Consider the following 26,823-nt stretch of genomic DNA (forward strand, 5'->3'; position numbering starts at 1 on the left):
GAGGGACCCGACACGAACAAGGGATTCCGTTGTTGCCTTTTGGTTACCCGACGGAATCGGTCGACCAAGTGTCGAGGCCGCGGGAAAATCTTCCTACGGAGTGTCGGTCGCGCGTGCCAGACTCCCGTGCATGATGACGGTCGAGGCGCTGACGCAGCAGGTCAGCAGGGGTGAGAAGGTCAAGTGGCTGCACTTCTGGGGCCACCGGCCGGCCCCGGACGGACGGCTCTCGGCGAGCTGTCTGAGCCAGTGGTGGCCGTCGCCCTTCGTGGTCGACGGCGTGCGGTACGCGACGGCCGAGCACTGGATGATGGCCGGGAAGGCGCGCCTCTTCGGCGACGCGGAGGCGGAGGAGGCGGCGCTCGCCGCCCCCACCCCGGCGCAGGCGAAGAACGCGGGACGGCTGGTCCGCGGCTTCGACGAGACCGTGTGGGCGCGGGAGCGCTCCGGGATCGTGGTGGCCGGCAGCGTCCACAAGTTCGCCTCGGACGAGGGGCTGCGGAGCTATCTGCTGGGAACCGGCCGCCGCGTCCTGGTGGAGGCCAGCCCGGTGGACCGGGTCTGGGGCATCGGGCTCGCCGCCGGGGACCCCGGTGCCCACGACCCCGCCCGCTGGCGGGGGCTCAACCTGCTGGGCTTCGCGCTGATGGAGGCCCGGGAGCGGCTGCGTACGGAGGACGGCTCAGCGGTCGCCGACGACGAGGACCGCTGAGGTCGACTCGCCCGGGTCGCTCTTCTCGTGGTCGTCGAGGACCATGACGGCCCAGACGACGAAGGCGATGAGCGCCGTCCCGAGGACCATGGAGACGATGCCGAGGACGACGCCCGCGGTGGCGGTCCCGCCGTTGCTCGCCTCACCGCGGTGGGCGCGCTTGCGGCCGAGGATGCCGAAGATCAGGGCGAGGACGCCGAGGACGATCGACGGGACGCCGTAGAACCAGAAGAGGCAGGTGCCGATGATGCCGAGCACCATGCCGGCCGTGCCCATGCCGTTGTTCTGGCCGGGCAGCGGCCCGTACGGCAGGGAGTGGACCGGCGGATAGCCGTAGGAGGTGGGACCGGCCGCCGGATAGCCGTACGCGGAGGGGCCGGCGGGCGGGTGGCCGTACGGGGGCGCCGGCGCGCCGAACGCGGCCGGCCCGCCGGGCGCGACCGGGGGCGGCGGCAGCTCTCCGGCGGACGGCTCCCCGGCGGGGGCGGGCCCCTGGGCGGGGAGGGGGTCCCCGGTGGGTATCGAGGTGACCGTCGGCTGGTCGTGCACCGGCCGCTTGCCGAGGTCCACCGGTTCCTCCCGGCGCTCCGGCGGGGCCCACGGGTCGCTCGCCCCCCGGTCCTGCGGGCGCGGGTCTGCGGTGTCGGACAATCTGGGCTCCCCTCGTGGTCCCGTCATGCTACGGCGTCGCGGACGCCCGTCCCCGACCGGCCTACGATGACCCGATGACCGATCTCCACCCCTTCATCGCGGGCCTGCCCAAGGCCGAGCTGCACGTCCACCACGTGGGTTCCGCCTCGCCCCGGATCGTCTCCGAGCTGGCCGCCCGGCATCCGGACTCCAAGGTCCCCACGGACCCGGAGGCGCTGGCCGACTACTTCACCTTCACCGACTTCGCGCACTTCATCGACGTGTACCTGTCCGTCGTGGACCTGGTGCGCACCCCCGAGGACGTCCGGCTGCTGACCTTCGAGGTCGCCCGGGACATGGCCCGGCAGAACATCCGCTACGCCGAGCTGACGATCACTCCGTACTCCTCCACCCGCCGCGGCATCGACGAGCGGGCCTTCATGGCGGCGATCGAGGACGCCCGCAAGGCGGCGGAGGCCGAGTTCGGCACCGTGCTGCGCTGGTGCTTCGACATCCCCGGCGAGGCCGGCCTGGAGGCCGCCGAGGAGACCGCGCGGCTCGCCACCGCGGACGGCGTCCGCCCCGAGGGGCTGGTCTCCTTCGGTCTGGGCGGCCCGGAGATCGGGGTGCCGCGCCCGCAGTTCAAGCCGTACTTCGACCGGGCCCGGGCGGCCGGGCTGCGCTCGGTGCCGCACGCCGGCGAGACCACCGGCCCGCAGACGGTCTGGGACGCGATCCGCGAGCTGGGCGCCGAGCGCGTCGGCCACGGCACCAGCTCCGTCCGGGACCCCGAGCTGCTCGCGTACCTGGCCGAGCACCGGATCGCCCTGGAGGTCTGCCCGACCTCCAACATCGCGACCCGCGCGGTGGCCACCCTCGACGAGCACCCGATCCGGGCCATGGCCGACGCCGGCGTCCTGGTGACGGTCAACAGCGACGACCCGCCGATGTTCGGCACCGACCTGAACAACGAGTACGCGGTCGCCGCCCGGCTCCTCGGCCTCGACGAGCGCGGCCTCGCCGCCCTCGCGAAGAACGCGGTGGAGGCGTCCTTCCTCGACCCGGCCGGCAAGGCGCGGCTGGCCGCCGAGATCGACACGTACACCGAGGAGTGGCTGGCCCGCTGAGGCCGCCGAAAGAATGGGCCCATGCGAACCGTCACTGTCGTAGGCCACCGCGGCGACCCGTACCGCGCCCGTGAGAACACCCTCCCCTCGATCGGCTCCGCCTTCGAGCGGGGCGCGGACGCGGTCGAGGTCGACGTCCGGCTGACGAAGGACGGGGTGCCCGTCCTGCTCCACGACGACACCCTGAAGCGGCTGTGGGGCCACGACCGTCCGCTCGCCTCGCTCACCCACGAGGAGCTGCGCGCGCTGACGTACGGCGGGGTGCCGACGCTCCGCGACGCGCTGCTCGCGGCCGGGGACCGCCGGCTGATGCTCGACCTGCCCGGCGGGAACGAGGCGTCGGTCCGCAGGATCGTCGGCGCGGTCCGCGAGGCCGGCGCCGGGGAGCGGGTCTTCTACTGCGCGGGCTCGGTGGCGATGCTCCAGGTGCGGGCCGCCGACCCGCACGCGGAGATCGCGCTCACCTGGACCTCGCTGGCCCCGCCGCGGCCGGTGCTCCTCGACGCGGTCCGCCCGAAATGGCTCAACTACCGTTTCGGGCTGGTCGGCGAGGCGCTGGTGGAGCGGGTGCACCGGGACGGGCTGCTCGTCTCGGCCTGGACGCCGGACACCCGCAGGACCATGCGCCGGCTGGTCGCGCACGGGGTCGACTCGATCACCACCAACCGGGTCGACGTCCTCGCCGCCGTCCTGCGGACCCCGGCCCGGGACCGGAACGGCTGATGGGCATACGGGGGCTCGGGCAGGCCCGGGAGTGGGGCGCCGCGCATCCGGGGGCGGTGGACGCCGGGATCGCGCTGCTCGTGCAGGCGGCGGTGACGATGCCCTTCGTGGTGCCGCGTCCGCCGGAGCTGCCGCCGGCGACCTGGACCGCCTACGGGCTGACGACGCTGACGGTGCTGCCGCTGGTGTGGCGGCGGCGGGCGCCGATGGCGGTGCTGCTCGCGGTGGTCGCCGCGAGCGCGCTGTACCGGCTGGCGGTGGAGGGGCCGGGGCAGCCGCTGCCGTACCAGGGGCTGGTGTGCGTCTACACGATCGCGGTGCTCTCGCCGCCGTGGAAGCGGCTGACGGCGGCGGCGCTGCTGCTCGTCGCGGTGCCGGTGTCGGTGTGGCTCAACACCCGGTCGGCCCGCGAACTCACCTTCTCCCTCTTCGTGTTCGGGGCGGCCTACGTCCTCGGCCGGCTCACCGACGCCCGGCAGCGGGCGCACCTGGTGGAGGCGGAGCGGGCGGCCGCGCGCGAACGGGCCCGGATCGCCCGGGAGATGCACGACATCCTGTCGCACGCGGTGAGCCTGATGATCGTGCAGGCGGAGGCCGGTCCGGTGGCGGTGCGGAAGGCGCCGGAGCGGGCGGAGGCCGCCTTCGAGGCGATCTCCGCGACCGGGCGGGACGCGATGGGCCAGCTGCGGCGGATGCTGGGCGTGCTGCGGGAGGAGGACGCCGGCGACGGGCGCTCGCCCCAGCCGGACCTGGACGGGCTGCCCGCGCTGCTCGACCGGGTGCGGGCCGGCGGGCTCGACGTGCGGTACGAGGTCTCGGGGCCGGTGGCGGGGGTGCCCGCCCCGCTCGCGGCGACCGCGTACCGGATCGTGCAGGAGGCGCTGACCAACACGGTCCGGCACGCCCGGGCCCGTACCGCCACGGTCCGCGTCGGCCGGTCCGGCGGGCTGCTGACCGTGCTGGTCCGCGACGACGGGCGCGGCCCGGCCTCCCCGGGCGCGGGGCCGGCCGGTCACGGCCTGACGGGGATCCGGGAGCGGGCGGCCGCGCACGGCGGCACGGCGGCCGTGGGGCCCGGCCCGGACGGCACCGGTTTCGAGGTGCGGGCGGAGCTGCCCGTACCCTCCGGCACGGAGGTGGGAACGTGACGATCCGTGTGGTGGTGGCCGACGACCAGGAGCTGGTCCGCAGCGGTTTCGCGCTGATCCTCGACGTCCAGGAGGACATCGAGGTGGTCGCCGAGGCCGCGGACGGGGCGCGGGCGGTGGAGGCGGTGCGGCGGCACCGGCCGGACGTGGCGCTCCTCGACATCCGGATGCCCCGGATGGACGGCATCGAGGCGTGCCGGACGATCAGCGCGGAGAGCGCCTGCCGGACGGTGATCCTGACGACCTTCGACTCGGACGCGTACGTGTACGAGGCGCTGCACGCGGGCGCGAGCGGCTTCCTCCTGAAGGACGTGCGCCGGGACGACCTGGTGCACGCGGTCCGGGTGGTGGCGGCGGGCGACTCGCTGCTCGCGCCCTCGGTGGCGCGGCGCCTGGTGGAGCAGTACACGGCGGGCGGACCGCGCCGGGCGGCGCCGGACCCCCGGCTCGACGTGCTGACGGGCCGGGAGCGGGAGACGCTGCTGCTGCTCGCGCGGGGCCTGTCGAACGCGGAGATCGCGGCGGAGCTGGTGGTCAGCGAGCACACGGTGAAGACCCATGTGGGCAACGTCCTGGCGAAGCTGGGGCTGCGGGACCGGATCCAGGCGGTGATCTGCGCCTACGAGACGGGTCTGGTGGCGCCGGCGTCTCCCCCGCCGGGGGGATTCCCGGACGCCGGCCCCTCCCCCGCCCCGGCGAGGCGCTGACCCGCGGGGACCGCCGGTGCGGGCGATCCGCCCGCGGGGGCCGCTCCGGAAGGCTGGGGGCATCGGGAACGACAGCCCACAGCCGAGGAGTCCGTCCATGAAGCGCACCACCCGCACCCTGCTCGCCGCCGCCCTGGCCCTGGGCGTCGCGGCGGGCCCGGCCGTCCTCTCCCCCGCCTTCGCGCAGCCGGTCCCGGCGGTCGCGGCGGCGGCCCCCGACCTGTCCTCGGTGCTCGCGGGGCTGCCGCGCGCCGACGCGACGGCGGCCCTGGTCCGGATCGGCGGCACCGAGGGCGCCTGGGCGGGGAGCGCGGGCGTGCGCGACCTGGAGTCGGGGGCGCCGGCCGATCCGGCGGGCCGCTTCCGGGCCGGTTCGGTGACGAAGGTGTTCACGGCGGCGACGGTGCTCCAGCTGGCCGCCGAGGGCCGGGTCGACCTGGACCGCACGGCCCGTTCGTACCTGCCGGAGCTGATCCCGGGGCGGTACGCGACGGTGACGGTCCGCCAGCTCTTGAACCACACCCACGGCATCCCGGCCGCGGACCTGCCGGGGACGACCGTGGAGGAGTGGTACGCGCACCGCTTCGACGTCCACGAGCCGGAGGAGCTGGTCCGCTCGGCGACGGCGAAGCCCCGCGAGTTCCGCCCCGGCACCCGGCAGCACTACCTGAACATCGGCTACACGATCGCGGGCCTGCTCGTGGAGCGGGTCACCGGCGACACGTACGAGCACCAGGTGGAGCGGCGGATCCTGCGCCCGCTCGGCCTGCGGGACACCTACCTGCCGGGGCACGAGACGGAGATCCGGGGCTCGTACAACCACGGCTACCAGCTGATGCGGCGGGAGGACGGGACGACCGGGCTGCGGGACGTGTCGGTGTGGCGGGTGACGGACGGCTGGGCGGCCGGCGACCTGGTCTCGACCACGGCGGACCTGGAGCGGTTCACCCGGGCCCTGTTCGCGGGCCGGGTGGTGCGCGGCCCGCTCCTGGAGGAGATGTTCACGCTCCCCCCGGTGGCCGACTTCTCGACCGGCGCTCCGGCGGCGTACTCCGCCGGTCTGTCGATGAAGCGGCTGGGCGGGCGGGAGGTGTGGGGCAAGACCGGCGGCCGCTGGGGCTACAACGCGGCCATCGCCTCGACCCGCCACGGCGAGCGGACCCTGGTCTACGGCGTCAACGCGACGGACGCGAAGGGCCAGGGCATGAACCGCACGGCCCAGGAGATCATGCTGGCGACGTACGGGCTGCCGTCGGAGTGACCCCCTGGGCGGCCTCCAGCCGCTTGATGAGCCGCCGGACGTGGAGCAGCGGCAGGATCCCGAAGACCCCGAAGGACATGTCGATCACCGACCACCAGAAGGGGATGTCCCGGATCGGCCCGCAGATCAGGGCGAGCGGGATGATGCCGACGCAGGCGATCATGCCGAACTCGACGACCCAGATGTTGCGGACCGGGTCGCGGTAGGGGCCGTAGAAGGCGACGGCGATGACGAGGTGGGCGAAGGCCAGCCAGTCGGTGCCGTAGAGGAGGTACGGGGCGTCGGCACCGGCCGCCTCGACCCCGCCGGCCACCGTGTGGATCCACTCGGCGAGCCCGGGCAGCGCCTCGGCGACGGGTGCGGCCCACCCCGTCAAGGAGGAGTCGAGCCAGCGGAGTTCGGTGACGAGCGGAAAGGCGGTGGCCCCGCTCAGGACGAGACAGACGACGAAGAGGATCAGCCAGGCGCGGATGCGCGCGAGAAGGGCTCTCGGCCCGTTCGAGTCGCTCATGGGGGTAGCGTACGCCCCTCTTGAACATGTTCAGAAACCGGGTGCGGGGAGCCTCGGACACGTGCGGAAGCGAGCGGCGGGGCGGGACCGCGGTGGCCTGCGCCGGGTCCCGGCCGGCTCACAGTCCGACGAGGGAGTTCCACCTCCGGGCCATCTCCTTGCGCTCGGCCGAGGTGATGTCGCGCGCGGTGGCGAGCCTGTCGCGCATCCGCGCGTCGGGGAAGATCAGCGGGTCCTCGGCGAGGGCGGCCAGCTCCTCGTCGCCGGAGTCGGCGAGGACGGCCTGGGCGGCGGGGACCGGGCAGACGTAGTTGACCCAGGCGGCGAGTTCGGCGGCGACCTCGGGCTCGTAGTAGTAGTCGACGAGCTTCTCGGCGTTGGCCTTGTGGCGGGCGAGGTTGGGGATCATCAGCGACTCGGCCCACAGTTCGCCGCCCTCCTCGGGGACGACGAACGCGATGTCGGGGTTGTCGGCCTGGAGCTGGATGACGTCGCCGGAGTACGCCTGGCAGGCGAGCACGTCGCCGCTCGACAGGTCCTTGATGTAGTCGTTGCCGGTGAAGCGGCGGATGTGCTTCTCGCGGACCAGTGCCTCGACCCGGTCGCAGACGGCGTGGAAGTCGTCGGCGGTCCAGCGGGTGATGTCGGCGCCGTCGCCCTGCATGAGCAGCGGGACGGCCTCGTCGAGGCCGGAGAGGAGGGTGACCTTGCCGCGCAGGTCGGCGTCCCACAGCTGGCGCGTGGAGCGCAGTTCCCGGCCGAGCGCGCGCCGGTTGTAGGCGATGCCGGTGATGCCGGACTGCCAGGGCACGGCGTGGAGGCGGCCGGGGTCGAAGGCGGGCCGGCGCAGCTGGGGGTCGAGGTGCGCGGCGACGTTCGCCTGGGCGGCCCGGTCCATCTTCTGGACCCAGCCGAGGCGGACGAAGCGGGCGGCCATCCAGTCGCTGACGACGACGAGGTCGCGGTCGGTGGCCTGGCCGTTCATCAGGGCCGGGCCGACCTTGCCGAAGAACTCGTCGTTGTCGTTGATCTCCTCGGTGTAGCGGACGGAGATGCCGGTGCGCTTCCGGAAGGCGTCGAGGGTGGGCCGCTTCGCGGTGTCCTCGTCGTCGGTGTCGATGTAGAGCGGCCAGTTGGCGAAGGTGAGGCTGCGCTCGCGGCCGGACAGGTCCCGGCCGGCCCGCTCGCCCTCGGGGACGTAGGCGGGCCGCACGCCGCAGGCGGCGAGGAGGCCGGCGGCGCCGGCGGCGCCGAGCCCCCGCAGGACGGACCGGCGCGACGGGGTGTTCCTGGGGATCGCTCTCACCCGGGAAGCTTCGCGTCCGGCGCCGGACCGTCGCAATGGACGGTCCGTCGAGCGGCGCGGCCCGGCCCCGACACCTTGTCGATCAAGGATCGACGGGTGCCGGGGCCGGGCCGGGAGGGCTACCGGGCGGTTCAGCCCAGCGAGGTCATCACGTGCTTGATGCGCGTGTAGTCCTCGAAGCCGTACGCGGAGAGGTCCTTGCCGTAGCCGGACTTCTTGAAGCCGCCGTGCGGCATCTCGGCGACCAGCGGGATGTGGGTGTTGATCCACACGCAGCCGAAGTCGAGCGACCGGGACATGCGCATCGCGCGCTGGTGGTCCTTGGTCCAGACGGAGGAGGCCAGGGCGTACTCGACGCCGTTGGCGAACTCCAGGGCCTCGGCCTCGTCGGCGAAGGACTGGACGGTGATGACGGGGCCGAAGACCTCGTTCTGGATGATCTCGTCGTCCTGCTTCAGGCCGGAGACGACGGTCGGGGCGTAGAAGTAGCCCTTGTCGCCGACGCGGTGGCCGCCGGCCTCGACCTTGGCGTGGGCCGGGAGGCGGTCGATGAAGCCGGAGACCTGCTTCAGCTGGTTGGCGTTGTTGAGCGGGCCGTAGAGCACGTCCTCGTCGTCCGGCTGCCCGGTCTTCGTCTCGCTCGCGGCCTTGGCGAGGGCGGCGACGAACTCGTCGTGGATGGACTCGTGGACGAGCACGCGGGTGGCGGCGGTGCAGTCCTGGCCGGCGTTGAAGAAGCCGGCGACGGAGATGTCCTCGACGGCCTTGGCGATGTCGGTGTCCTCGAAGACGACGACCGGGGCCTTGCCGCCCAGCTCCAGGTGGACGCGCTTGACGTCCTTGGCCGCCGACTCGGCGACCTGCATGCCGGCCCGGACGGAACCGGTGATGGAGGCCATCGCCGGGGTCGGGTGCTCGACCATCGCGCGGCCGGTCTCGCGGTCGCCGCAGATGACGTTGAAGACGCCCTTGGGCACGATGGAGCCGATGATCTCGGCCATCAGGACCGTGGAGGCCGGGGTGGTGTCCGAGGGCTTGAGGACGACCGTGTTGCCCGCGGCGAGGGCCGGGGCGAACTTCCACACGGCCATCATCATCGGGTAGTTCCACGGCGCGACCTGGGCGCAGACGCCCACGGGCTCGCGGCGGACGATGGAGGTCATGCCCTCCATGTACTCGCCGGCGGAGCGGCCCTCGAGGAGACGGGCGGCACCCGCGAAGAAGCGGATCTGGTCCACCATCGGCGGGATCTCCTCGCTCGCGGTGATCCCGACCGGCTTGCCGGTGTTCTCGACCTCGGCGGCGATGAGCTCCTCGGCGCGCTCCTCGAAGGCGTCGGCGATCTTGAGGAGCACCTTCTGGCGCTCGGACGGCGTGGTGTCGCGCCAGGCGGGGAAGGCGGCCGCGGCGGCCTCCATGGCGGCGTCGACGTCCGCCTGCCCGGAGAGCGGGGAGGTCGCGTACACCTCACCGGTGGCCGGGTTGATCACGTCGATGGTGCGGCCGTCGGCCGCGTCGCGGAACTCCCCGTCGATGTAGTTGCGCAGCCGGCGCAGCTCGGTGGTCACTTGCCACCCCTCCTGTCACGTTCTGTCTTCGCACGACCTTGTGCGGCGTCCCGATGGCTGAGACACCTCAGCCTACTTGTTCGGACGACGCTTTCGACAGCCCCAACGCCCCTCGACTTCGGATTCAGTGTGATCAAGGGCCTCCGACAACGAATTACATCGCTTCGGGGTTGCACGACGGCGCATCTCGGTGCACAGTGAGGACGTGGCCAGTCGAAGCACAGACTCCAGAACCGGAACCGGTTCGTCCCCGACGATCGATGCCGTCTCCCTGGCGATCATCGAGCAGCTCCAGGAGGACGGCCGCCGCCCCTACGCCGCCATCGGCAAGGCCGTCGGCCTCTCCGAAGCGGCCGTGCGGCAGCGCGTCCAGAAGCTCCTCGACCAGGGCGTCATGCAGATCGTCGCCGTCACCGACCCGCTCACCGTGGGCCTGCGACGGCAGGCGATGGTCGGCATCCACGTCGAGGGTGACCTGGATCCGGTCGCGGAAGCGCTGACGGCCATGCCCGAATGCGAGTACGTGGTGATGACCGCGGGCTCCTTCGACCTGATGGTGGAGATCGTCTGCGAGGACGACGACCACCTTCTGGAAGTGATCAACAAGCGGATCCGCACGCTCCCCGGCGTGCGCTCCACCGAGAGCTTCGTTTACCTGAAGCTCAAGAAGCAGACCTATATGTGGGGAACCCGATAGCCGTGAGCCAGGACCTCTCCAAGACCGCCTACGACCACCTGTGGATGCACTTCACCCGCATGTCGTCGTACGAGAACAACCCCGTCCCCACCATCGTCCGCGGTGAGGGCACCTACATCTACGACGACAAGGGCAAGCGCTACCTCGACGGCCTCGCGGGCCTCTTCGTGGTCAACGCCGGACACGGCCGCCAGGAGCTGGCCGAGGTCGCGTACAAGCAGGCCCAGGAACTCGCGTTCTTCCCGGTGTGGTCGTACGCCCACCCCAAGGCCGTCGAGCTCGCCGAGCGCCTCGCCCACTACGCCCCGGGCGACCTCAACAAGGTCTTCTTCACCACCGGCGGCGGCGAGGCCGTCGAGACCGCGTGGAAGCTCGCCAAGCAGTACTTCAAGCTCAAGGGCAAGCCCACCAAGTACAAGGTCATCTCGCGCGCGGTCGCCTACCACGGCACCCCGCAGGGCGCCCTCTCCATCACCGGCCTGCCGGCCCTGAAGGCCCCCTTCGAGCCGCTGGTCCCCGGCGCGCACAAGGTGCCGAACACCAACATCTACCGCGCCCCGATCCACGGCGACGACCCCGAGGCCTTCGGCCGCTGGGCCGCCGACCAGATCGAGCAGCAGATCCTCTTCGAGGGCCCCGACACCGTCGCGGCCGTCTTCCTGGAGCCGGTGCAGAACGCCGGCGGCTGCTTCCCGCCGCCGCCCGGCTACTTCCAGCGCGTCCGCGAGATCTGCGACCAGTACGACGTGCTCCTCGTCTCCGACGAGACGATCTGCGCCTTCGGCCGCCTCGGCACGATGTTCGCCTGCGACAAGTTCGGCTACGTGCCGGACATGATCACCTGCGCCAAGGGCATGACCTCGGGCTACTCCCCGATCGGCGCCTGCATCGTCTCGGACCGCATCGCGGAGCCGTTCTACAAGGGCGACAACACCTTCCTGCACGGCTACACCTTCGGTGGCCACCCGGTGTCCTCGGCGGTCGCCATCGCCAACCTGGACATCTTCGACAAGGAAGGCCTGAACCAGCACGTCCTCGACCAGGAGGGCAACTTCTTCGACACCCTGAAGAAGCTGCACGACCTCCCGATCGTCGGCGACGTCCGCGGCAACGGCTTCTTCTACGGCATCGAGCTCGTCAAGGACAAGGCCACCAAGGAGTCCTTCAACGACGAGGAGGTGGAGCGCGTCCTGTACGGCTTCCTCTCCAAGGCGCTGTTCGACAACGGCCTGTACTGCCGCGCCGACGACCGTGGCGACCCGGTCATCCAGCTGGCCCCGCCGCTCATCGCCGACCAGGGCACCTTCGACGAGATCGAGGGCATCCTGCGCACGGTGCTGACCGAGGCGTGGACCAAGCTGTAAGGGTCCCCCAGCGCCACGCCGCCCTCACGGCGTGACCCCGGCCCGGGCATGCCGCCATCCGAGTGGATGGCGGCGGCCCGGGCCGCGTGCTGTCCGTACAACCGGATCCGACTCCTTACGGTGCCCAGTGACCGACAGGCCCGCCCCTCGTTCCCCCGGACGGGGGAACGCAAGAATCGGATCCGACATCGAGGTGTACGCGATGGCCCCACCGGACAACGACGTGCTCTGGGCGCGTTCCCTGCACTGCACCCTGGGCGGCACCCAGGCCCTCAGCGGCGTCTCCGTGGGCGTCCGCGAGGGCGAGATCCTCGCGGTGACCGGCCCCCGCGGCAGCGGCAAGACCACCCTCCTGCGCTGCCTCTCCGGCGAACTCCTCGCCCAGCAGGGCGAGGTCTGGTTCAACAGCTCCCCCGTCCACACCCTCCCCGCCGCCCGCCGCGAACGGCTCCGCCGCGAACGCTTCGGCTGGATCGGCCCCGACGCCGACCTCGTCCCCGAACTCACCGCCTGGGAGAACGCCGCCCTCCCGCTGATGCTCCGGGGCGTCCCCCACCGGGCCGCGCGGACCGCCGCCGGCGAGTGGCTGGACCGCCTCGACATCGGCGCCTGCGCCCGCACCCGCCCGCACGGCCTCACCCGGTCGCAGCGCCAGCGCACCGCCATCGCCCGCGCGCTCGCCGCCGGCCCGTCGGTCCTCTTCGCCGACGAACCCACCGCCGCCCTGCACCGGGCCGACGGCACGCAGGTGCTCCGCACCCTCGCCGCCGCCGCCCGCTCGCACGGCATCACCGTGCTCCTCGCCACCCACGACGGCGAGGTGGCGGCGCTCGCCGACCGCACGGTCACCCTGCTCGACGGTCGCCGGGCCGGCAGCGTGCCGCCCGCCTCGGGGGCGGAGGGCGTCGCCGCGTGCTCGCTCTCCGTCTAGTCCGCGGCTCCCACCCGCTCGTGCAGCTGCGGCGGCTCCTCGTCGCCGCGGCCGCCGCCGGCGTGGGCTTCCTGCTGCTGTGCACCCTCGGCTACGCCGTCGGCCACCCCGAGCACTCCTCCGCCTCCGCGCTCCGGCTCCTCTGGTGCGCGCTGCCGATCGCCGCCACCGTCCAGTTCGCCGTCGCCGTCGCCCGCACCGACCCGGCCACCCGGCCCCGCCCCGGGCTCTCCTCGATCGGCCTCGGCCCGGCCCGGCTCACCGCCATCGCCGCCACCTCGACCGCCGTCGCCTGCACCCTCGGCTCCCTGGTCGCCCTCCTCCTCTACCTGCACCTGCGCGGCGACATCACCGGCCTCCCCTTCGACGGGGCCGCGGCCGGGCTGCTCGCCGCCGACCAGCCGCTGCCGCTGGCCGCCGCCCTCACCCTGCTCGCGATCGTGCCGGTCGCCGGCGCCTGCGCCGCCGGCCTCGCCCTGCGCCCCCGCACCGGCACCCCCGCCCCCGAGGGCGCCGCCCGCCCCGTCCCCACCGGCCTCCCGTGGGGCGTGGCGCTCGTCGCCGCCGGCCTCGCGGTGGAGACGTACGCGGGCCGCGGCGGCGGGGAGGGCGTCGCCCTGCCCGGCCGCTTCGACGGCTCCCCCGCCGGCGTCCTGGCCGGCTGGGTGCTCACCGCGATCGGCCTCGCCCTCGCCGGCCCCGGCCTCACCCACCTGAGCGGACGGCTCCTCCAGGCCGTCCGCCCCGGAGCCGTCCGCCTCCTCGCCGGCCGCGTCCTCATGGACGAGGCCGACCGGATCGGCCGCCCCCTCGGCGTGGTCTGCGCGGTGCTCTCCGGCACCCTCGCCGCCGCCACCCTGTACGGGGCGGGGGACGGCCCCGCCGCCTTCGGGCCGCTCACCGCCCTCGGCGCCGGCGTCGTCCTGGCCTGCACCACGGCGACCCTGCTGACCGCCGCCCTGGAGTCCCGCCAGGGCCGGGCCCACACCGCCGCGGCGCTGGCCCGGCTCGGCGCCCCGCCGACCGTGCTGCGCACCGCCGCCCTCCTCCGGGCCGGGGCACTGCTCGCCGTCTTCACCCCGCTCACCTGGCTGATCGGCGAGCTGGCCGCCCTGCCGCTGACCGCCTGACCGCCCGGCGGGAAAAGCGGGAGGCCCCGTCGCCACGGGCCACCTATCGTGGGCCCATGGCGACGCCCCCACCCCGGCCCCGCCCACGAGGCCACGGACGCGAGATCCACACCCTGGACGAGTTCGACGCGTCGCTCGCCCGGCCCGGCGGCCTCGCCGGGCTGCGGATCCAGTCCGTCGACCTCACCGGCCGCACCTTCGCCCTCCTCTCCGCCTCCACCGCCACCACCGTCTTCCTCGGCTGCCCGATGGAACCCGAGGCGGCGGCGAAGGTGCGGGCCGACGGGGCGCTGGTCTTCCCGCCCGTCCCCGACCTGCCCTTCGACCCGTACCGCAACCGGCTCTACACCCCGGACGAGCTGTACGCCGGGGTCACCGGGGACGGCGGCTACGAGGCCACCCCCGACGCCCTCTCCTACGCCTGGTTCGGCACCACCCGCGCCGACGGCGACGTCTTCTCCTCCATGCTCCGCTCGCTCCACGACGACGCCGTCTCCGACGCCCTCGACGAACACCTCGACGGCCGGCGGACCGTCGGCGTCATGGGCGGCCACGCGATGGTCCGTGGCGGCGAGGCGTACGCGGGCGCGGCCCGCCTCGGCCGCACCCTCGCCCGCGCCGGGTACACGGTGGCCACCGGCGGCGGCCCCGGCGCGATGGAGGCCGCCAACCTCGGCGCGTACCTGGCCCCCTTCGACGACCCGGCCCTCGCCGACGCCCTCGCCCTCCTCGCGAAGGCCCCCTCCTTCGTGCCCTCGGTGACGGAATGGGCCCGCGCCGCCCTCGCCGTCCGGGCGCTGCTGCCCGGCGGCGGCGACTCGGTCGGCATCCCCACCTGGTTCTACGGCCACGAACCGCCCAACGCCTTCGCCGGCCACATCGCCAAGTACTTCACCAACGCGCTCCGCGAGGACGGCCTCCTGGCCCGTTCCACCAGCGGTGTCGTCTTCCTGCCCGGCGCCGCCGGCACCGTCCAGGAGATCTTCGACAACGCCACCCCGAACTACTACGCCTCCCTCGGCGCCCCCGCCCCCATGGTCCTCGTCGACCGTGCCCACTGGACCGCCCGCCTCCCCGCCTGGCCCCTCCTGGAGACCCTCGCGGCCGGCCGCCCGATGGCGGCGAGGATCGCCCTGGTCGACTCGGTCGACGAGGCCCCGGCGGCCCTGGACCGGCTGGGGGCCCGATAGGTGGACCTCTTCGTGTGCGCGGGCTGCGGGACGGAACTGTCGGTGCCGGTGGAGCGGGTGGCGCTGCCCGTGGAGGCCCACTACGGCGGCGGCCACCGCTGGATGCCGCCGCTCATGGAACCGGGCACCTACGCCGTCGACCCGGACCCCTGGGCACGGGCGTGGCTGACCTGGGAGGAGATCGGTGAGGCCGGGGCGGCCGCCCTCGGCGTCCACGCACCGGTGCACACCGTCCCCACCGGCCCCCGGGACGGGATCGTGCTCGCCCCCGGCGACACGCGCGGCACCCGCCTCCTGCCCGAGCGCTCCGGCCCCTCCTGCCTCGGCGTCGTCGCCGGCGACGCGCCCAACCTGGTGTGCGCCGGCTGCGGCCTGGGCGTCGGCTTCCGCGAGGACGACTGCGGCGTCTGGCAGACCGTCCGGTACGGCCCCGAGGCCGTCGTCCGGCGCTCCCTGGGCGTCCCCCCGCCCGCTGTCCCGGTCCGGCCGCTGCCCCCGATCGACCCGGAGGGCGGCTGGGACATGCGCTGGTCGGCCGCGGCCGGAGCCGCCCTCGCCCGGCTGCTCGCCGCCTCCGGCGGCCGGGCCCTGAAGCTCCCCGGCGGCCTCCCCACCGAGCTGTTCGGCCGGTCCGTCGCCCGGCTGCTCCCGGCGGGACCGCCCTTCCTGACCGTGGGCCTGGCCGGCCCCGGACTGCCCGGCGGGGACGCCGACATCGTCCTCGTCCCCGCCGACCGGCGGACGGGGGCGCCGTGGCGGCCCGCCGGCGACGCGGTCCCCGTCCCGCTGCCCGGACCCGTGTGGGCCCACCTCGTGGGGCCCGGGGAGACCTCGCCGACGCCCGTGTCGGGGACGCTGCCGGCGCAGGTGCTCCGCGACGACTACCCGCTGCCCGAGCACCCCGGGTACGGCTTCCTCCCCGACCGCGCCACCCTCCGCAGGACCCTGTCCCGCATGCCCGAGGTCCGCCGGCCGTGGCTGCGCGCCCTCTACGACCGGATCTGATCCTCCCCGTCGAGCACGACGACCTCCTCCGCCCGGAAGGCCACCGTCACCTCCGCGCCCTCCTCGGGCACCTCCCGCAGCGGGAACTCCGCCTCCAGCGGCGGCCCGTCCGCCGGGCGCAGGACGACCGACACGTGGTGGCCCCGGAAGGTGCGGGACCCGACCCGGCAGGCCAGTCCCCCGCCGGCGGGCGCCGGACGGACGCCGGCCGGGCGGACGAGGAGCTTCCGCTCGCCCTGCGGGGAGCCGTCCGGCACCGGGATCCGGCCCCACGCGGTCCGGGCCGCCGCCCCCGTCACCGTCGCCGCGACCACGTTCTCGAAGCCGAGGAAACGGGCCGTGAACTCCGAGCCCGGCCGCTGCCACACCTCCACCGGCGTGCCGGACCGCACGATCCGCCCGTCCCGCATGACCACCACCCGGTCCGCCAGCGCGAAGGCCTCGCCCTGGTCGTGGGTGACCGCCAGGACCGTCGTGCCGAGCCGCCCGAAGAGCGCCCGCAGCTCCACCACGAGCCGTTCGCGCAGCCCCCGGTCCAGCTGCCCCAGCGGCTCGTCCAGCATCAGCAGCCGCGGCCGGGGCGCCAGCGCCCGGGCCAGCGCCACCCGCTGCTGCTCGCCGCCCGACAGCGCGGCGACCGACCGCCGCCCCGCGCCCGGCAGTCCGACCAGGCCGAGGAGCTCCTCGACCCGCGCGGCCCGCTCCTCCTTCGGCACGCCGCGCATCCGCGGCCCGAAGGCCACGTTCCCGGCGACGTCCCGCTGCGGGAACAGCTGGTGGTCCTGGAACATCAGCCCCACCCCGCGCCGGTGCACCGGCACCCCCGCCTGGTCGGCGCCGGCGAGCAGCACCCGCCCCGCGGCCAGCTCCTGGAGCCCGGCGACCGCCCGCAGCAGCGTCGACTTGCCGGACCCGCTCGGCCCGAGCACGCACACGATCTCGTGCTCGGCGACCTCCAGGTCCACCGCGTCGAGGACCGCCCGCGCCCCGAACCGTACCGTCGCTCCCTCAAGGGTCAGCATCAGAACTCCCCGGTGGTCCGGTCGGTCCGCAGCCGCTCCAGGAGCAGCAGGGAGACCGCGCACACCACCATCAGAATCGTCGACAGGGCCATCGCCTGCCCGTGGTTGAGCTCCCCCGGCCGGCCCAGCAGCCGTGCCACGGCGACCGGCAGCGTCGGATTGTCGGGCCGGGCGATGAAGACGGTCGCGCCGAACTCGCCGAGCGAGACCGCGAAGGCGAACCCGGCCGCGATGAGCAGCGCCCGCCGCACCAGCGGCAGGTCCACCTCCCGCCACACCCGCCACGGCGAGGCCCCGAGGACCGCCGCCGCCTCCCGCAGCCGCCGGTCCACCGCCCGCAGCACCGGCAGCATCGTCCGCACGACGAACGGCACGCCGACCAGCGCCTGCGCGAGCGGCACCAGGATCCAGCTGGCCCGCAGGTCGAGCGGCGGCTCGTCGAGGGTGATGAGGAAGCCGAAGCCGACGGTCACCGCCGACACCCCGAGCGGCAGCATCAGCAGCGCGTCGAAGCCCCGCACCAGCCGTCCCGCGCGCCTGGTGAGCGCCGCCGCCGCGAGCCCGCCGATCACCACGGCGATGGCCGTGGCGGCGACCGCGTACCGCAGCGAGTTCCCGACCGCCTCCAGCGGCGGCACCAGGAACGTGCCGGCCTCGTCGAGCGTGCCGAGCGCCCGGTAGTAGCGGAGCCCGTACCCCTCCGGCGTCGCGAAGGAACGCTCCACCAGCACGCCCAGCGGCAGCAGGATCAGCACCGCCACCGACGCCAGCACCCCGCCGAGCAGCGCCCACTGCCCGGCCCCGCGCGGCCTGCGCGCGGTCTGCTCCGGGGAGACGAGCCGCAGCGCGGTCTCCCGCCGCCGGGCCGTCCGGGCCTGCACGGCGAGGATCGCGCCGACCGCCGCGAACTGCGTCAGCGTCAGCACGGCGGCCGTCCGCAGGTCGAGCAGCCGGGCCGTCTGCCGGTAGACCTCCGCCTCCAGCGTCGTGTACGCGTCCCCGCCGAGGATCTGCACGACGCCGAAGGAGGTGAAGGTGAAGAGGAAGACCATCAGCGCGGCCGCCGACACCGCCGGCACCAGCGCCGGCAGCGTCACCGTCCGCCACGCCGTCCACCGCGAGGCGCCGAGCACCCGGGCGGCCTCCTCCTGGCGCGGGTCGAGCTGCGCCCACAGCCCGCCGACGGTCCGCACGACGACCGCGTAGTTGAAGAACACGTGCGCGAGGAGGATCGCCCACACGGTCTCGTCGAGCCGCAGCCCCCACAGCTCGTCGGTGAACCCGCCCCGGCCCACCAGCGCCAGGAACGCGGTGCCGACGAGGACGGTCGGCAGCACGAACGGCACGGTGACGACGGCCCGCAGCGCCCGCTTCCCGGGGAAGGCGAAGCGGGCGAAGACGTACGCCCCCGGCAGCGCCACGAGGAGCGTGAGCCCGGTGGAGGCGGCCGCCTGCCACACCGTGAACCAGAGGACGTCGAGGATGTCCGGCCGGCCCAGGACCGTCCCGACCGCGCCGAGGTCCCAGGCGCCGCCGGGCCGCAGCCCGCGGTCGACGATCGACACGACGGGCCAGGCGAAGAAGACGGCGAAGAACGCGACGGGCAGGACCATCAGGCCCAGCCGCGCCGCGCTCCCCCGCCGGTCGCGCGTCACCTGAGGAGCGACGACCACTGCTGGATCCACGCCTCGCGCTTCTCGGCGATCTTCTCCGGCGCCATCGTCTCCGGCTTCTCGATCACCACGCCGTGCCGCGTGAACAGCTCCGGCAGGGCCGCGTCCTCCGCCACCGGGTTCACGAACATCTGGAGCGGCATGTCGTCCTGGAACTTCTTCGAGATCAGGAAGTCGATCAGTGCCTTGCCGCCCTCGGGGTTCTTCGTCCCGTTCAGCAGCCCCGCGAACTCGATCTGCCGGAAGCAGGTGCCGGCGGACACCCCGGTGGGCGCCTCCTTCGGCCGCGGGTCCGCGTACAGCACCTCGACCGGCGGGCTGGAGGCGTAGGAGACGACCAGCGGGCGGTCGCCCTTGGCCTCCTTGCCGCCGGCCGAGCCGGAGAACTCCTGGTTGTAGGCGAGCTCCCAGCTGTCGACGGTCTTCACGCCGTTGGCCTTCAGCTTCGACCAGTAGTCCTGCCAGCCCTCGTCGCCGTACTCCGCGATCGTGCCGAGGAGGAAGCCGAGGCCCGGGGAGGACCGCTCGGGGTTCTCCACCACGAGGAGGTCCTTGTACTCCGGCTTCGCCAGGTCGTCGAAGGTCTGCGGCGGCGCCAGCTTCTTGTCGGCGAAGTACTTCTTGTCGTAGTTGACGCAGATGTCGCCGGTGTCGATCGGGGTGACCCGCTCGTCGAGCTTGAAGGCGTCCGGGATCCGGTCGGCGCCCTTCGCCTCGTACTCCACGAAGATGCCGTTGTCGACGGCGCGGGAGAGCAGGGTGTTGTCGACGCCGAAGAAGACGTCGCCCTGCGGGGAGCCCTTGGTGAGGATCTCCTTGTTGACGGCCTCGCCCGCGTCGCCGGCCTTCAGCACCTTCACGGTGAAGCCGGTCCGCTCCGTGAACTCGGCCAGCACCTCCTTGGAGGCGTTGAAGGAGTCGTGGCTGACGAGGGTCACGGTCTTCGGCGCGGGCCCGCCGGACTTGCCCGCGGCCTCGCGGGCGTCCTCCGTGGAGCAGGCGGTCAGGGCCGTGACGCCGAGCGCCGCGGCCAGCGCGGCGGCGGCGGCCTTCTGGGTGTGCATGTGTGGTCCTCCTGGGTGGGACCAGGAAGAGACGCGGCCCCGCCCGCGACCGGGGACCGGACGCGGGCAGGGCGCAACAGCTCGAGGTACGACCGAACTTCCTACCCAGAATGACCTGGGCGAGGTTCAGAGGGTCTGCGGTCTACGGTCACCGCACTCTCAGCGCTGTGGCGCTCCCCTGTCGGAATATGCAGATGTGTTCGAGCACAGGGTACAAGGTCAGCGTTCGGCGGCGGCGAGCTGTCCACAGGCGCCGTCGATCTCCTGGCCCCGGGTGTCCCGGACGGTCACCGGCACGCCGTGCCGGGCGATGGCCTCGACGAACGCCTTCTCGTCCTCCGGCCGGGAGGCGGTCCACTTCGAGCCCGGCGTCGGGTTCAGCGGGATCAGGTTGACGTGCACCCGCTTGCCCTTGAGCAGCTTGCCCAGCAGGTCGCCGCGCCACGCCTGGTCGTTGATGTCCCGGATGAGGGCGTACTCGATGGAGATCCGGCGCCCGGACTTCTCGGCGTACTCCCAGGCCGCGTCCAGCACCTCCCGGACCTTCCAGCGGGTGTTCACCGGCACCAGCGTGTCCCGCAGCTCGTCGTCGGGGGCGTGCAGGGAGACCGCGAGCCGGCACTTGAAGCCCTCGTCGGCGAAGCGCAGCATGGCCGGCACGAGGCCCACGGTGGAGACGGTGATGCCGCGCTGCGACAGGCCGAGGCCGTCGGGCTCGGGGTCGGTCAGCCGGCGGATGGCGCCGACGACCCGCTTGTAGTTGGCGAGCGGCTCGCCCATGCCCATGAAGACGATGTTCGACAGGCGCGCCGGTCCGCCGGGCACCTCGCCGTCGCGCAGGGCGCGCATGCCGTCGACGATCTGGTGCACGATCTCGGCGGTCGACAGGTTCCGGTCGAGGCCGGCCTGGCCGGTGGCGCAGAACGGGCAGTTCATGCCGCAGCCGGCCTGCGAGGAGATGCACATGGTCACCCGGTCCGGGTAGCGCATGAGCACCGACTCGACGAGCGTGCCGTCGTGCAGCCGCCACAGCGTCTTGCGGGTGGTGTCGTCGTCGCACGAGATGTGCCGCACCACCGACATCAGGTCGGGCAGCAGCTCCCCGGCCAGCTTCTCCCGCGAGGCGGCCGGGATGTCCGTCCACGCGGCGGGGTCGTGCGCGTACCGCGAGAAGTAGTGCGTCGACAGCTGCTTGGCGCGGAACGGCTTCTCGCCGATCGCGGCGACGGCCTCCTTCCGCTCGGCGGGCGACAGGTCGGCGAGGTGCCGCGGCGGCTTCTTGGCTCCGCGCGGGGCGACGAAAGTGAGTTCTCCGGGCAGCGGACGAGCCACGACGGCGTCTCTCCTCAAACAGGCACGAGGTCGGACGTCCCGCGACGGCGGGGAGCACGGCAGGGCGGTGCCGGAGCGACCTCACTGGACCGTCCCCGCGGCGGCGAGGACGACGAAAGGGCCCGGGACGCACGTCCCGAGCCCTTCCAGAGTACCCGCTGCGCGTCAACCCGTTCCGACGAAGAGCGCCAGCGGCGAACCGCTCGGCCCGTGCCCACGAACAGCGCCGGCAGCAGCCACACCACCGGCGCCGTCGGCAACAGCGAGTCCAGCCGGTCCATGCTGTACCGACGTGCGACTCCGCCGCGTGGCACCGCGGCCGGGAAGCAGGCCCCGCCGAACAGGACCCACCACCCGGCCGGTCAGCCCGTGCCCACGAACAGCGCCAGCAACAGCCACACCACCGGCGCCGTCGGCAGCAGCGAGTCCAGCCGGTCCATGATGCCGCCGTGGCCGGGGAGCAGGGTGCCCATGTCCTTGATGCCGAGGTCCCGCTTGATCATCGACTCGCCGAGGTCGCCGAGCGTCGCGCTCGCCGCCACCGCCAGGCCGAGGAGCAGGCCCTGCCACCAGGTGCCGCCGTCGATGAGGAACTGCATGCACAGCGCGCCGGCCGCCATCGCGAAGGCCACCGCGCCGAACAGGCCCTCGCGGGTCTTGCCGGGGCTGATCCGCGGCGCCAGCTTGTGCTTGCCGAACCGCCAGCCGACCGCGTACGCCCCGGTGTCGCTGACCACCGTGAGCAGCAGGAAGGTCAGCACCCGCCACGGCCCGTCGTCCGCGGTGAGCAGCAGCACCACGAAGGTCGCCAGGAAGGGCACGTAGAAGGCGGCGAAGACGCCCGCCGTGACGTCCTTCAGGTACCCCTCGGGGGGTTCCGTCATCCGCCAGACGAGCACCGCGAGCGCCGTCAGGGCCATCGCGACCCAGGCGCCCTCGGGGCCGCGCACGTACCCGGCGACGACCATCGCCGCGCCGCCGACCGCGAGCGGCACCAGCGGCGCCTTGATCGCCTTGCGCTCCTGGAGCCGGGAGGTCAGCTCCCACAGGCCGACGACCACGGCGACCGCCACCACGCCGACGAACGCCGGCTTCCAGATGAACAGCGACGCGATGATCACGGCTCCGAGACCGACGCCGACCCCTATGGCCGCGCCCAGGTCCCGGCCCGCGCTCTTCTTCTGCCGCGGCGCGGGGGCCGGGGACGGCGGAGGAGGCGGGACGGGGCCGGGCATGGGCTCCTGCGGGTGCTCGTGCGGGGTCTCGTCACGGAACAGGGGACCGCCCGGCTGGGCGGCCCCCCGTCCGTGTCCGTCCTGGAATCCGCCGGCGGGTACGTCGGGCACGATGGGCATGGGGCGAGTCTGCGCCGCCTGGTGCCGATCGTGGGCGGGACCCGCCGGGGCAGGCCCCTGGTCGGGTCCGCCGAGACCTGAACCGGCCGCCGGCGCCCCCCAGGATGAGTCGTTCATCAGACCTCGAGGAGCTCGGCTTCCTTGTGCTTCAGCAGCTCGTCGACCTGCGCGACGTACTTCGCGGTGGTGTCGTCGAGCTCCTTCTCCGCGCGGCGGCCCTCGTCCTCGCCGACCTCGCCGTCCTTGACGAGCTTGTCGATGGACTCCTTGGCCTTGCGGCGCACCGAGCGGATCGAGATCTTGGAGTCCTCGGCCTTGCCCTTGGCGACCTTGATGTAGTCGCGGCGGCGCTCCTCGGTCAGCTCCGGGAAGACCACACGGATGATGTTGCCGTCGTTGCTCGGGTTGACGCCGAGGTCCGAGTCGCGGATGGCCTGCTCGATGTTGCGCAGCGCGCTCTTGTCGAACGGGGTCACCACGGCCATGCGCGGCTCCGGCACCGAGAACGAGGCCAGCTGGTTGATGGGGGTGAGGGCACCGTAGTAGTCGGCCACGATCTTGTTGAACATCGCCGGGTGCGCACGGCCGGTGCGGATCGCGGCGAAGTCCTCCTTGGCGACCACGACGGCCTTCTCCATCTTCTCCTCGGCCTCGAGGAGGGTCTCTTCGATCACCACTTGCTCCTGCGTGTCGTCGCGTTGTGTCCTGCACGGTGTACGACCGGCAGGGCTGTCGTCCAGCCCCGTACGGGGCGGTTCCCGGTTGGGGTCGGGCTCAGGCCCGGGTGCCCTGGTCGCTCACGAGCGTGCCGATCTTCTCACCCGTCACGGCGCGCGCGATATTGCCCTCGGCGAGCAGTTCGAAGACGAGGATCGGGAGCTTGTTGTCGCGGCACAGGGTGATGGCGGTGGCGTCGGCGACCTTGAGGTCGCGGGCGATGACCTCGCTGTACTCCAGCGCGTCGAACTTGACCGCCGCCGGGTTGGTCTTCGGGTCGGAGTCGTAGACGCCGTCCACGCCGTTCTTGCCCATGAGCAGGGCCTCGGCGTCGATCTCCAGGGCGCGCTGGGCGGCGGTGGTGTCCGTCGAGAAGTACGGCATGCCCATGCCGGCGCCGAAGATGACCACGCGGCCCTTCTCCAGGTGGCGCACGGCGCGCAGCGGGATGTACGGCTCGGCGACCTGGCCCATGGTGATGGCGGTCTGGACGCGCGAGTCGATGCCCTCCTTCTCCAGGAAGTCCTGGAGGGCGAGGCAGTTCATCACGGTGCCGAGCATGCCCATGTAGTCGGAGCGGGCCCGGTCCATGCCGCGCTGCTGGAGCTCGGCGCCGCGGAAGAAGTTGCCGCCGCCGATGACGATGGCGATCTCGGCGCCGTCGCGGACGACGGCCGCGATCTCACGCGCGATGGCGTGCACGACGTCGGGGTCGACACCGAGACCGGTACCGCCGGAGAACGCCTCCCCGGACAGCTTCAGCATGTAGCGGCCGAGCTTCTTGCCGCTCTTGTCGTCGCCCTGTACGGCGCCCTGGTTCATGGAGATCTCCTCGTGCACATACGAAGAAGGCCATTGCCTTGGGTCCCTCGTGGGTTTCCCGTACGGCAATGGCCTCCTCGTCACATCTGCGGTCGTCCCGCGCGGGGCGGGACGACTGTCTCAGACCCTACCCGGGTCCGGTGTCCGTCGCGTGTGGGCGAACGGACTCAGATGCCGACCTTGATGCGGGTGAAGCGCTTCAGGGTGACACCGGCCTCGTTGAGGACCTGCTGGACGGACTTCTTGTTGTCCAGGGCGTACGGCTGGCCGAGCAGCGTGGCGTCCTTGAAGAAGCCGTTGACGCGACCCTCGACGATCTTGGCGATCGCGGCCTCGGGCTTGCCCTCGGCGCGGGTGGTCTCCTCGGCGATGCGGCGCTCGGACTCGACGACCTCGGCCGGGACGTCCTCACGGGTGAGGTACTTCGGCGCGAAGGCGGCGATGTGCTGGGCGACACCCTTGGCGACCTCGGCGTTCTCCTTGTCGAACTCGACGAGGACACCGATCTGCGGCGGGAGGTCCGGCATGGTGCGGTGCATGTACGCGGAGACGTAGCCGTCGGCGTACGCGGCGAAGCGGTCGAGGACGATCTTCTCGCCGAGGTTGGCGTTGGCCTCGTCCACGAAGGCCTGCACGGTCTTGCCGGGCTCGATCTCGGAGGCGAGCAGGGCCTCGATGTCGGCCGGCTTGGTGGCGGCGACGTGGGCGGCGAGGGCGTCGGCGACGGCGAGGAACTTGTCACCCTTGGCGACGAAGTCCGTCTCGCACTTCAGCTCGACGAGGACGCCGGAGGTGTTGTCGTCGGCGATGAGGGAGACCACGGCGCCGTTCTCGGCGGAGCGGCCCTCACGCTTGGCGACACCCTTCTGGCCCTTGATGCGCAGGGCCTCGACGGCCTTGTCGACGTCGCCGTCGGCCTCTTCGAGGGCCTTCTTGCAGTCCATCATGCCGGCGCCGGTGAGCTCACGGAGCTTCTTGACGTCAGCGGCGGTGTAGTTCGCCATGAGTCTGTTTCTCTCTCGAAGTCAGAAAGATCTACGAAGATCTGCGGCGGGACGGCGGGGGCTTCGTGAGCCCCCGCCGTCACCTCCGAGGTGTTCCGGAGTGCGGAAGGGTCAGGCCTGCTCGGCGGCCGGGGCCTCGGCCTCGGCGGCCTTCTCGGCCTCGGCGGCCGGGGCCTCGGCGGCCTCGTCCTTCTTCTCGCCCTCGAGCAGGTCGCGCTCCCACTCGGCGAGCGGCTCGCCGGCGGCCTTCTCGCCCGGCTTCGAGTCACCGGTCGCGGCACCGGAACGGGCGATGAGGCCCTCGGCGACGGCGTCGGCGATCACGCGGGTGAGCAGGGTGACGGAGCGGATCGCGTCGTCGTTGCCCGGGATCTTGTAGTCGACCTCGTCGGGGTCGCAGTTGGTGTCGAGGATCGCGACGACCGGGATGTTGAGCTTGCGAGCCTCGCCGACGGCGATGTGCTCCTTCTTGGTGTCGACGATCCAGACGGCGCTCGGCACCTTCTGCATCTCGCGGATACCACCGAGGGTCTTCTCCAGCTTGGCCTTCTCGCGCGAGAGGACCAGGAGCTCCTTCTTGGTGAGACCCGAGGCCGCGACGTCCTCGAAGTCGATCTGCTCGAGCTCCTTGAGGCGCTGCAGACGCTTGTAGACGGTCGAGAAGTTGGTGAGCATGCCGCCCAGCCAGCGCTGGTTCACGTAGGGCATGCCGACGCGCGTCGCCTGCTCGGCGATGGCCTCCTGGGCCTGCTTCTTCGTACCGACGAACATGACGGAGCCGCCGTGGGCCACCGTCTCCTTGACGAACTCGTAGGCGCGGTCGATGTACGACAGCGACTGGAGCAGGTCGATGATGTAGATGCCGTTGCGCTCGGTGAAGATGAAGCGCTTCATCTTCGGGTTCCAGCGACGGGTCTGGTGACCGAAGTGGACGCCGCTCTCCAGCAGCTCCCGCATCGTGACGACGGCCATGGCCGTATCTCCTTGGGTTTCTCGGTTGTGTTCCTGACGCCCCGGCGCGCCGTGCCACGAAGGACCGAAAGGCGCTGCCACCACGCTCTGGGAGACGAGTGGCGGGGCGTGCGAAGTCGACCCGGTGACCCGGGTCGCCATAGGAAGTGTACGGGACCCCGGGAGCGCCGGGTGACGGCACGGTCCACAGGCAGCCACTTGTCCACAGAAAACCGCCGCCCCCGTCACCCTCGCCCCGCACCGGGCACGCTCGCCCCATGCACACGACGACACTCCTGCTCGCCCTGGCCCTCTGCTGGCCCCTCGGCCCGCCCGCCCCCGACGTGGTACGCCCCTGGCGACCCCCCGCCGGCCCCTATGCCCCCGGCCACCGCGGCATCGACCTCGCCGCCCCCGAAGGCGCCACCGTCCACGCCCCCGCCGCCGGCACCGTCACCTTCGCCGGCCCCGTGGGAGGCCGCGGCGCCCTCACCCTCACTCTCCCCGGCACCGGCACGCCCCCGCTCCGCACCACCTTCACCCCCGTCACCCCCCTCGTCCCCGCCGGCACCCGCGTCACCGCGGGCACCCCCCTCGCCCGCGTGGCACCGGGAACCCACTGCCCCCGCTCCTGCCTCCACTGGGGCCTCCTCCGCGGCGAGCTGTACCTCGACCCGCTGACACTCCTGCGCGGAGGACCGTCACGCCTGCTGCCGCTGACGGAGTGAGCGGGAGAGACGGGAGAGAGGGGTCCGGGGAGGGGGAGGGGTGGGTGGGGTGTTTCACTTCCCCTCGTTCCCTCCACATGCCCTATGTGTTCAGGCATGGGTGACAGCCCATGACGACTGCCGGGTTTCCCCATTCGGAAACCCC

At 72.9% G+C, this 26,823-nt stretch carries 26 protein-coding genes and 1 riboswitch; of the genes, 13 read left to right on the forward strand and 13 right to left on the reverse strand.

What is annotated here, in order from left to right:
• Positions 1–130 precede the first annotated feature (130 nt).
• On the forward strand, positions 131–712 hold the full coding sequence (locus AB0E83_RS10370; protein WP_362108641.1) for an NADAR family protein: 582 nt from the start codon (positions 131–133) through the stop codon (positions 710–712).
• Here AB0E83_RS10370 and AB0E83_RS10375 read toward each other — a convergent pair.
• Positions 683–1,363 carry a DUF4190 domain-containing protein gene (locus AB0E83_RS10375; RefSeq protein WP_362108643.1) on the reverse strand — a complete coding sequence of 227 codons (681 nt, stop codon included), beginning with the start codon at positions 1,361–1,363 and terminating at the stop codon, positions 683–685. The genes AB0E83_RS10370 and AB0E83_RS10375 overlap by 30 nt on opposite strands.
• A gap of 74 nt (positions 1,364–1,437) precedes the next feature.
• On the opposite strand from AB0E83_RS10375, the gene AB0E83_RS10380 reads away from it, so the two are divergent.
• The 5 genes from AB0E83_RS10380 (at position 1,438) to AB0E83_RS10400 (ending at position 6,308) form a co-directional block, all read left to right on the forward strand.
• Positions 1,438–2,469 carry an adenosine deaminase gene (locus AB0E83_RS10380; protein ID WP_362108645.1) on the forward strand — a complete coding sequence of 344 codons (1,032 nt, stop codon included), beginning with the start codon at positions 1,438–1,440 and terminating at the stop codon, positions 2,467–2,469.
• 21 nt (positions 2,470–2,490) lie between these two features.
• Positions 2,491–3,192, forward strand: a complete 702-nt coding sequence (locus AB0E83_RS10385; protein ID WP_362108647.1) for a glycerophosphodiester phosphodiesterase — start codon at positions 2,491–2,493, stop codon at positions 3,190–3,192.
• A complete protein-coding gene (locus AB0E83_RS10390; protein ID WP_362108649.1) occupies positions 3,192–4,340 on the forward strand; it encodes a histidine kinase in 1,149 nt (382 codons plus the stop codon). The genes AB0E83_RS10385 and AB0E83_RS10390 overlap by 1 nt, the downstream gene beginning before the upstream one ends.
• The gene (locus AB0E83_RS10395) at positions 4,337–5,047 is read left to right on the forward strand and encodes a response regulator transcription factor (protein WP_362108651.1); all 711 of its coding nucleotides are present in this window, start codon (positions 4,337–4,339) and stop codon (positions 5,045–5,047) included. Before AB0E83_RS10390 ends, AB0E83_RS10395 begins: the two co-directional genes overlap by 4 nt.
• Positions 5,048–5,144: 97 nt before the next feature.
• Positions 5,145–6,308, forward strand: coding sequence for a serine hydrolase domain-containing protein (locus AB0E83_RS10400; RefSeq protein ID WP_362108653.1), 1,164 nt, complete (start codon positions 5,145–5,147; stop codon positions 6,306–6,308).
• On the opposite strand, the gene AB0E83_RS10405 is transcribed toward AB0E83_RS10400, so the two are convergent.
• From AB0E83_RS10405 to AB0E83_RS10415, 3 genes are all read right to left on the reverse strand, one after another.
• Positions 6,274–6,819, reverse strand: coding sequence for a hypothetical protein (locus tag AB0E83_RS10405; RefSeq protein ID WP_362108655.1), 546 nt, complete (start codon positions 6,817–6,819; stop codon positions 6,274–6,276). The genes AB0E83_RS10400 and AB0E83_RS10405 overlap by 35 nt on opposite strands.
• A 118-nt stretch (positions 6,820–6,937) precedes the next feature.
• Positions 6,938–8,125, reverse strand: a complete 1,188-nt coding sequence (locus AB0E83_RS10410; RefSeq protein WP_362108657.1) for a spermidine/putrescine ABC transporter substrate-binding protein — start codon at positions 8,123–8,125, stop codon at positions 6,938–6,940.
• Between the two features lie 131 nt (positions 8,126–8,256).
• A complete protein-coding gene (locus tag AB0E83_RS10415) occupies positions 8,257–9,693 on the reverse strand; it encodes a gamma-aminobutyraldehyde dehydrogenase (protein ID WP_362108659.1) in 1,437 nt (478 codons plus the stop codon).
• Positions 9,694–9,898: 205 nt separating this feature from the next.
• On the opposite strand from AB0E83_RS10415, the gene AB0E83_RS10420 reads away from it, so the two are divergent.
• The 6 genes from AB0E83_RS10420 (at position 9,899) to AB0E83_RS10445 (ending at position 16,010) form a co-directional block, all read left to right on the forward strand.
• Positions 9,899–10,390, forward strand: coding sequence for an Lrp/AsnC family transcriptional regulator (locus AB0E83_RS10420; protein ID WP_362108661.1), 492 nt, complete (start codon positions 9,899–9,901; stop codon positions 10,388–10,390).
• A complete protein-coding gene (locus tag AB0E83_RS10425; RefSeq protein WP_362108663.1) occupies positions 10,375–11,754 on the forward strand; it encodes an aspartate aminotransferase family protein in 1,380 nt (459 codons plus the stop codon). Before AB0E83_RS10420 ends, AB0E83_RS10425 begins: the two co-directional genes overlap by 16 nt.
• A 202-nt stretch (positions 11,755–11,956) precedes the next feature.
• Positions 11,957–12,685 (forward strand): ATP-binding cassette domain-containing protein, encoded by a 729-nt coding sequence (locus tag AB0E83_RS10430; protein ID WP_362108665.1) that lies wholly within the window; start codon positions 11,957–11,959, stop codon positions 12,683–12,685.
• The gene (locus AB0E83_RS10435) at positions 12,667–13,815 is read left to right on the forward strand and encodes a hypothetical protein (protein ID WP_362108667.1); all 1,149 of its coding nucleotides are present in this window, start codon (positions 12,667–12,669) and stop codon (positions 13,813–13,815) included. The genes AB0E83_RS10430 and AB0E83_RS10435 overlap by 19 nt, the downstream gene beginning before the upstream one ends.
• A gap of 56 nt (positions 13,816–13,871) precedes the next feature.
• Positions 13,872–15,005, forward strand: coding sequence for a Rossmann fold nucleotide-binding protein (locus AB0E83_RS10440; protein ID WP_362108669.1), 1,134 nt, complete (start codon positions 13,872–13,874; stop codon positions 15,003–15,005).
• A complete protein-coding gene (locus AB0E83_RS10445) occupies positions 15,006–16,010 on the forward strand; it encodes a hypothetical protein (protein WP_362108671.1) in 1,005 nt (334 codons plus the stop codon).
• On the opposite strand, the gene AB0E83_RS10450 is transcribed toward AB0E83_RS10445, so the two are convergent.
• The 9 genes from AB0E83_RS10450 to rpsB all read right to left on the reverse strand — a co-directional run bounded on the left by AB0E83_RS10450 (position 15,995) and on the right by rpsB (position 25,971).
• Positions 15,995–17,032 carry an ABC transporter ATP-binding protein gene (locus tag AB0E83_RS10450; RefSeq protein WP_362108673.1) on the reverse strand — a complete coding sequence of 346 codons (1,038 nt, stop codon included), beginning with the start codon at positions 17,030–17,032 and terminating at the stop codon, positions 15,995–15,997. The genes AB0E83_RS10445 and AB0E83_RS10450 overlap by 16 nt on opposite strands.
• Positions 17,032–18,645, reverse strand: a complete 1,614-nt coding sequence (locus tag AB0E83_RS10455; protein WP_362108703.1) for an iron ABC transporter permease — start codon at positions 18,643–18,645, stop codon at positions 17,032–17,034. Before AB0E83_RS10455 ends, AB0E83_RS10450 begins: the two co-directional genes overlap by 1 nt.
• A 38-nt stretch (positions 18,646–18,683) precedes the next feature.
• A complete protein-coding gene (locus AB0E83_RS10460; RefSeq protein ID WP_362108675.1) occupies positions 18,684–19,769 on the reverse strand; it encodes a thiamine ABC transporter substrate-binding protein in 1,086 nt (361 codons plus the stop codon).
• Between the two features lie 80 nt (positions 19,770–19,849).
• Positions 19,850–19,959, reverse strand: a riboswitch (TPP riboswitch).
• 29 nt (positions 19,960–19,988) lie between these two features.
• Complete coding sequence (gene rlmN / locus AB0E83_RS10465) at positions 19,989–21,101, reverse strand: 23S rRNA (adenine(2503)-C(2))-methyltransferase RlmN (protein ID WP_362108677.1); 1,113 nt, start codon at positions 21,099–21,101, stop codon at positions 19,989–19,991.
• A 362-nt stretch (positions 21,102–21,463) separates the two neighbouring features.
• Positions 21,464–22,573 carry a phosphatidate cytidylyltransferase gene (locus tag AB0E83_RS10470; protein ID WP_362108679.1) on the reverse strand — a complete coding sequence of 370 codons (1,110 nt, stop codon included), beginning with the start codon at positions 22,571–22,573 and terminating at the stop codon, positions 21,464–21,466.
• The gene (gene frr / locus AB0E83_RS10475; protein ID WP_362108681.1) at positions 22,573–23,130 is read right to left on the reverse strand and encodes a ribosome recycling factor; all 558 of its coding nucleotides are present in this window, start codon (positions 23,128–23,130) and stop codon (positions 22,573–22,575) included. Before frr ends, AB0E83_RS10470 begins: the two co-directional genes overlap by 1 nt.
• Before the next feature lie 100 nt (positions 23,131–23,230).
• Positions 23,231–23,995, reverse strand: a complete 765-nt coding sequence (gene pyrH, locus AB0E83_RS10480) for a UMP kinase (RefSeq protein ID WP_362108683.1) — start codon at positions 23,993–23,995, stop codon at positions 23,231–23,233.
• Positions 23,996–24,162: 167 nt separating this feature from the next.
• Entirely contained in the window at positions 24,163–24,999 is an 837-nt protein-coding gene (tsf, locus tag AB0E83_RS10485) for a translation elongation factor Ts (protein ID WP_362108685.1), read from the reverse strand.
• A gap of 111 nt (positions 25,000–25,110) precedes the next feature.
• Positions 25,111–25,971 carry a 30S ribosomal protein S2 gene (gene rpsB, locus AB0E83_RS10490; RefSeq protein ID WP_362108687.1) on the reverse strand — a complete coding sequence of 287 codons (861 nt, stop codon included), beginning with the start codon at positions 25,969–25,971 and terminating at the stop codon, positions 25,111–25,113.
• A 257-nt stretch (positions 25,972–26,228) separates the two neighbouring features.
• Here rpsB and AB0E83_RS10495 point away from each other — a divergent pair, with 257 nt between their 5' ends.
• The gene (locus AB0E83_RS10495; RefSeq protein ID WP_362108689.1) at positions 26,229–26,678 is read left to right on the forward strand and encodes a M23 family metallopeptidase; all 450 of its coding nucleotides are present in this window, start codon (positions 26,229–26,231) and stop codon (positions 26,676–26,678) included.
• Positions 26,679–26,823 lie beyond the last annotated feature (145 nt).

Origin of the sequence: Streptomyces sp. NPDC035033 (assembly GCF_040636735.1) — a bacterium.
In the GTDB taxonomy this organism is placed as follows: Bacteria; Actinomycetota; Actinomycetes; order Streptomycetales; family Streptomycetaceae; genus Streptomyces.

Bases quoted from the DNA above. Each gene is read 5' to 3' on its own strand.
- AB0E83_RS10460 (WP_362108675.1), bottom strand. From the start codon at position 19,769: ATGCACACCCAGAAGGCCGCCGCCGCCGCGCTGGCCGCGGCGCTCGGC.
- AB0E83_RS10405 (WP_362108655.1), bottom strand. From the start codon at position 6,819: ATGAGCGACTCGAACGGGCCGAGAGCCCTTCTCGCGCGCATCCGCGCC.
- AB0E83_RS10470 (WP_362108679.1), bottom strand. From the start codon at position 22,573: ATGAACGACTCATCCTGGGGGGCGCCGGCGGCCGGTTCAGGTCTCGGC.
- rpsB (WP_362108687.1), bottom strand. From the start codon at position 25,971: ATGGCCGTCGTCACGATGCGGGAGCTGCTGGAGAGCGGCGTCCACTTC.
- AB0E83_RS10495 (WP_362108689.1), top strand. From the start codon at position 26,229: ATGCACACGACGACACTCCTGCTCGCCCTGGCCCTCTGCTGGCCCCTC.
- AB0E83_RS10450 (WP_362108673.1), bottom strand. From the start codon at position 17,032: ATGCTGACCCTTGAGGGAGCGACGGTACGGTTCGGGGCGCGGGCGGTC.
- AB0E83_RS10430 (WP_362108665.1), top strand. From the start codon at position 11,957: ATGGCCCCACCGGACAACGACGTGCTCTGGGCGCGTTCCCTGCACTGC.
- AB0E83_RS10440 (WP_362108669.1), top strand. From the start codon at position 13,872: ATGGCGACGCCCCCACCCCGGCCCCGCCCACGAGGCCACGGACGCGAG.
- AB0E83_RS10370 (WP_362108641.1), top strand. From the start codon at position 131: ATGATGACGGTCGAGGCGCTGACGCAGCAGGTCAGCAGGGGTGAGAAG.
- AB0E83_RS10380 (WP_362108645.1), top strand. From the start codon at position 1,438: ATGACCGATCTCCACCCCTTCATCGCGGGCCTGCCCAAGGCCGAGCTG.
- AB0E83_RS10455 (WP_362108703.1), bottom strand. From the start codon at position 18,645: ATGGTCCTGCCCGTCGCGTTCTTCGCCGTCTTCTTCGCCTGGCCCGTC.
- AB0E83_RS10390 (WP_362108649.1), top strand. From the start codon at position 3,192: ATGGGCATACGGGGGCTCGGGCAGGCCCGGGAGTGGGGCGCCGCGCAT.
- AB0E83_RS10385 (WP_362108647.1), top strand. From the start codon at position 2,491: ATGCGAACCGTCACTGTCGTAGGCCACCGCGGCGACCCGTACCGCGCC.
- pyrH (WP_362108683.1), bottom strand. From the start codon at position 23,995: ATGAACCAGGGCGCCGTACAGGGCGACGACAAGAGCGGCAAGAAGCTC.
- tsf (WP_362108685.1), bottom strand. From the start codon at position 24,999: ATGGCGAACTACACCGCCGCTGACGTCAAGAAGCTCCGTGAGCTCACC.
- AB0E83_RS10400 (WP_362108653.1), top strand. From the start codon at position 5,145: ATGAAGCGCACCACCCGCACCCTGCTCGCCGCCGCCCTGGCCCTGGGC.